The sequence below is a fragment of the Streptococcus hyointestinalis genome (genome assembly GCF_041225505.1).
In the GTDB taxonomy this organism is placed as follows: Bacteria; Bacillota; Bacilli; order Lactobacillales; family Streptococcaceae; genus Streptococcus; species Streptococcus hyointestinalis_B.
The window spans coordinates 1-1,713 of the sequence record NZ_JBCLSK010000084.1; the positions used below are offsets into that span (position 1 = coordinate 1).

3 protein-coding genes are annotated in these 1,713 nt (G+C 37.8%); all 3 read left to right on the forward strand.

What is annotated here, in order from left to right; genetic code table 11:
- Positions 1-324: hypothetical protein (locus AALA56_RS09990; RefSeq protein ID WP_369909885.1), on the forward strand; the 324-nt coding region annotated here is incomplete at its 5' end.
- Positions 324-650 (forward strand): MazG-like protein, encoded by a 327-nt coding sequence (locus AALA56_RS09995; protein WP_369909886.1) that lies wholly within the window; start codon positions 324-326, stop codon positions 648-650. The genes AALA56_RS09990 and AALA56_RS09995, both read left to right, overlap by 1 nt.
- A gap of 158 nt (positions 651-808) precedes the next feature.
- Positions 809-1,713 (forward strand): UPF0236 family transposase-like protein (locus tag AALA56_RS10000; protein WP_369909887.1); only part of this gene is annotated, 905 nt, incomplete at its 3' end.

Sequence of the window (1,713 nt, forward strand, 5' to 3'; positions counted from 1 at the left end):
TTTGTTTCCCTCAAAAAGCTAGTTCAGACATTTTGGTGGCTGATTGCAGCAATAGCACTTTATGTTTTTTATCAGTCTATTGGGCTAAGCATGTTTTTCTTGTTAGTCATTGGACTATTGGCTTTGAAATTCGTTCCTGTTTTAGTATTACCGATTTTAATCATTGCACTAGGGGTTCAGTTCTCAGGTGGCTTTTCGTTCATTGCGGATATTCTTGAGTTTGGGATAGTTGCTGCCGTAGGTATTCCATTTGTTTTTGTTAGTTGGCTTTTTATTGGTGAAGTGATGGCAGTTTTTAAGAAATATAAGAATGGGAGATTATAATGTTATTAAATGAAATGATTCAGCGCAGTCAGGCTATTCGAGAAGCCTACCATGCCTTGGAAAGAGAACATCATGGATCGGAGTGGTCGGTAGAAGAAGATTTGTTGGCGTTATCTAACGATATAGGAAATTTAAATCGTCTTGTTATGACAAGAAAAGGACGTTACTATGACGAAACCCCTTACCAACTTGAAGCAAAATTAGCTGAAAATGTGTGGTGGTTACTAGAGTTATCTCAACGATTAGAAGTAGACCTCCCAAAAGAGCTGGAATTATTCTTAGCCAGCAAGGAGGAACTGTTATCTATTACAGTAAATGAAGAGTAGTTATCTATTCAAAATATTTTAGATGACTATTGACAACAAGAGACTTACTTCCGAGTCAGAGGTAGTCTCTTTTTTGGTGTCCAAATAAAAAGAAATTTGAAAAAGACTGCTCAACTTTTATAAAATAATGACGTGAGTTCGTATGAAAGGGAGAGAGAATGTCTATTTTGGATGAGTACGAGTTGAAAGAACAACTATTAGCTCAAAAAGCAGAGAATTTCTATGAGTTTGTGGCAAAGTATGATGAGAAGATGATTCCAGTGATGAAAGCTAGAGGCTACACCTGTGTTCACTCTATGGAACGGACAGTAGCGTTTACGTTTGGAGAGTTTACTTTCAGACGACGTCGATGGAAAAAGGGAGACAAGTGGTGTGTTCCGGTGGATGACAAGTTGGGACTTAAGAAAAATGTCCGTTTTTCTTGGGAATTTATGTATCAAATTGCTCTATTGTCGACGATGATGCCTTATGATAAAGTCATTAAAACAATCCAGATGTGTTACCATATTGTGATTACTAAACCTACAGTGGTAAAAGCAGTTAAACTCTGTCGTAATCTACTGGAAGAACGAGAAGCTTATCGTTTTTTTGAAGAGAAGCACAAGATAGTGAAAAAACACGTCAATGTGATTTACATTGAAGGAGACGGTGTGATGGTTAAAGCAAGAGGGGAGGAGTTGGATAATCACAATGTCGATTTATCGCATTTCGTCATTCATACTGGCAGTCAAAAAGTTGGAAGCAATCGTTTTGAGCTACAGGGCAAAAAAGAATTTGTTTCCCTTGATAATCGTCTGACTCGTGAGCAGGTATTGGACTATCTCTACAATCACTTTGAGATTGACGATGATACCATGCTTATTACCAATTCAGATAGTGGTCATGGCTACACACCCTATATCTTTAAAGAAATCGCTAAAGCTCTCAAAGTCAAACGCCATGAGCACTTTTGGGATGAGTATCATGTTAATAAGAGGGTGAGAGACTTCTTTAAACCCTACTCAGAAGAACTACTAGAAAAGGCTTTTCAGGCGATTAAGCAGCACGATAAAGGCAAGTTACG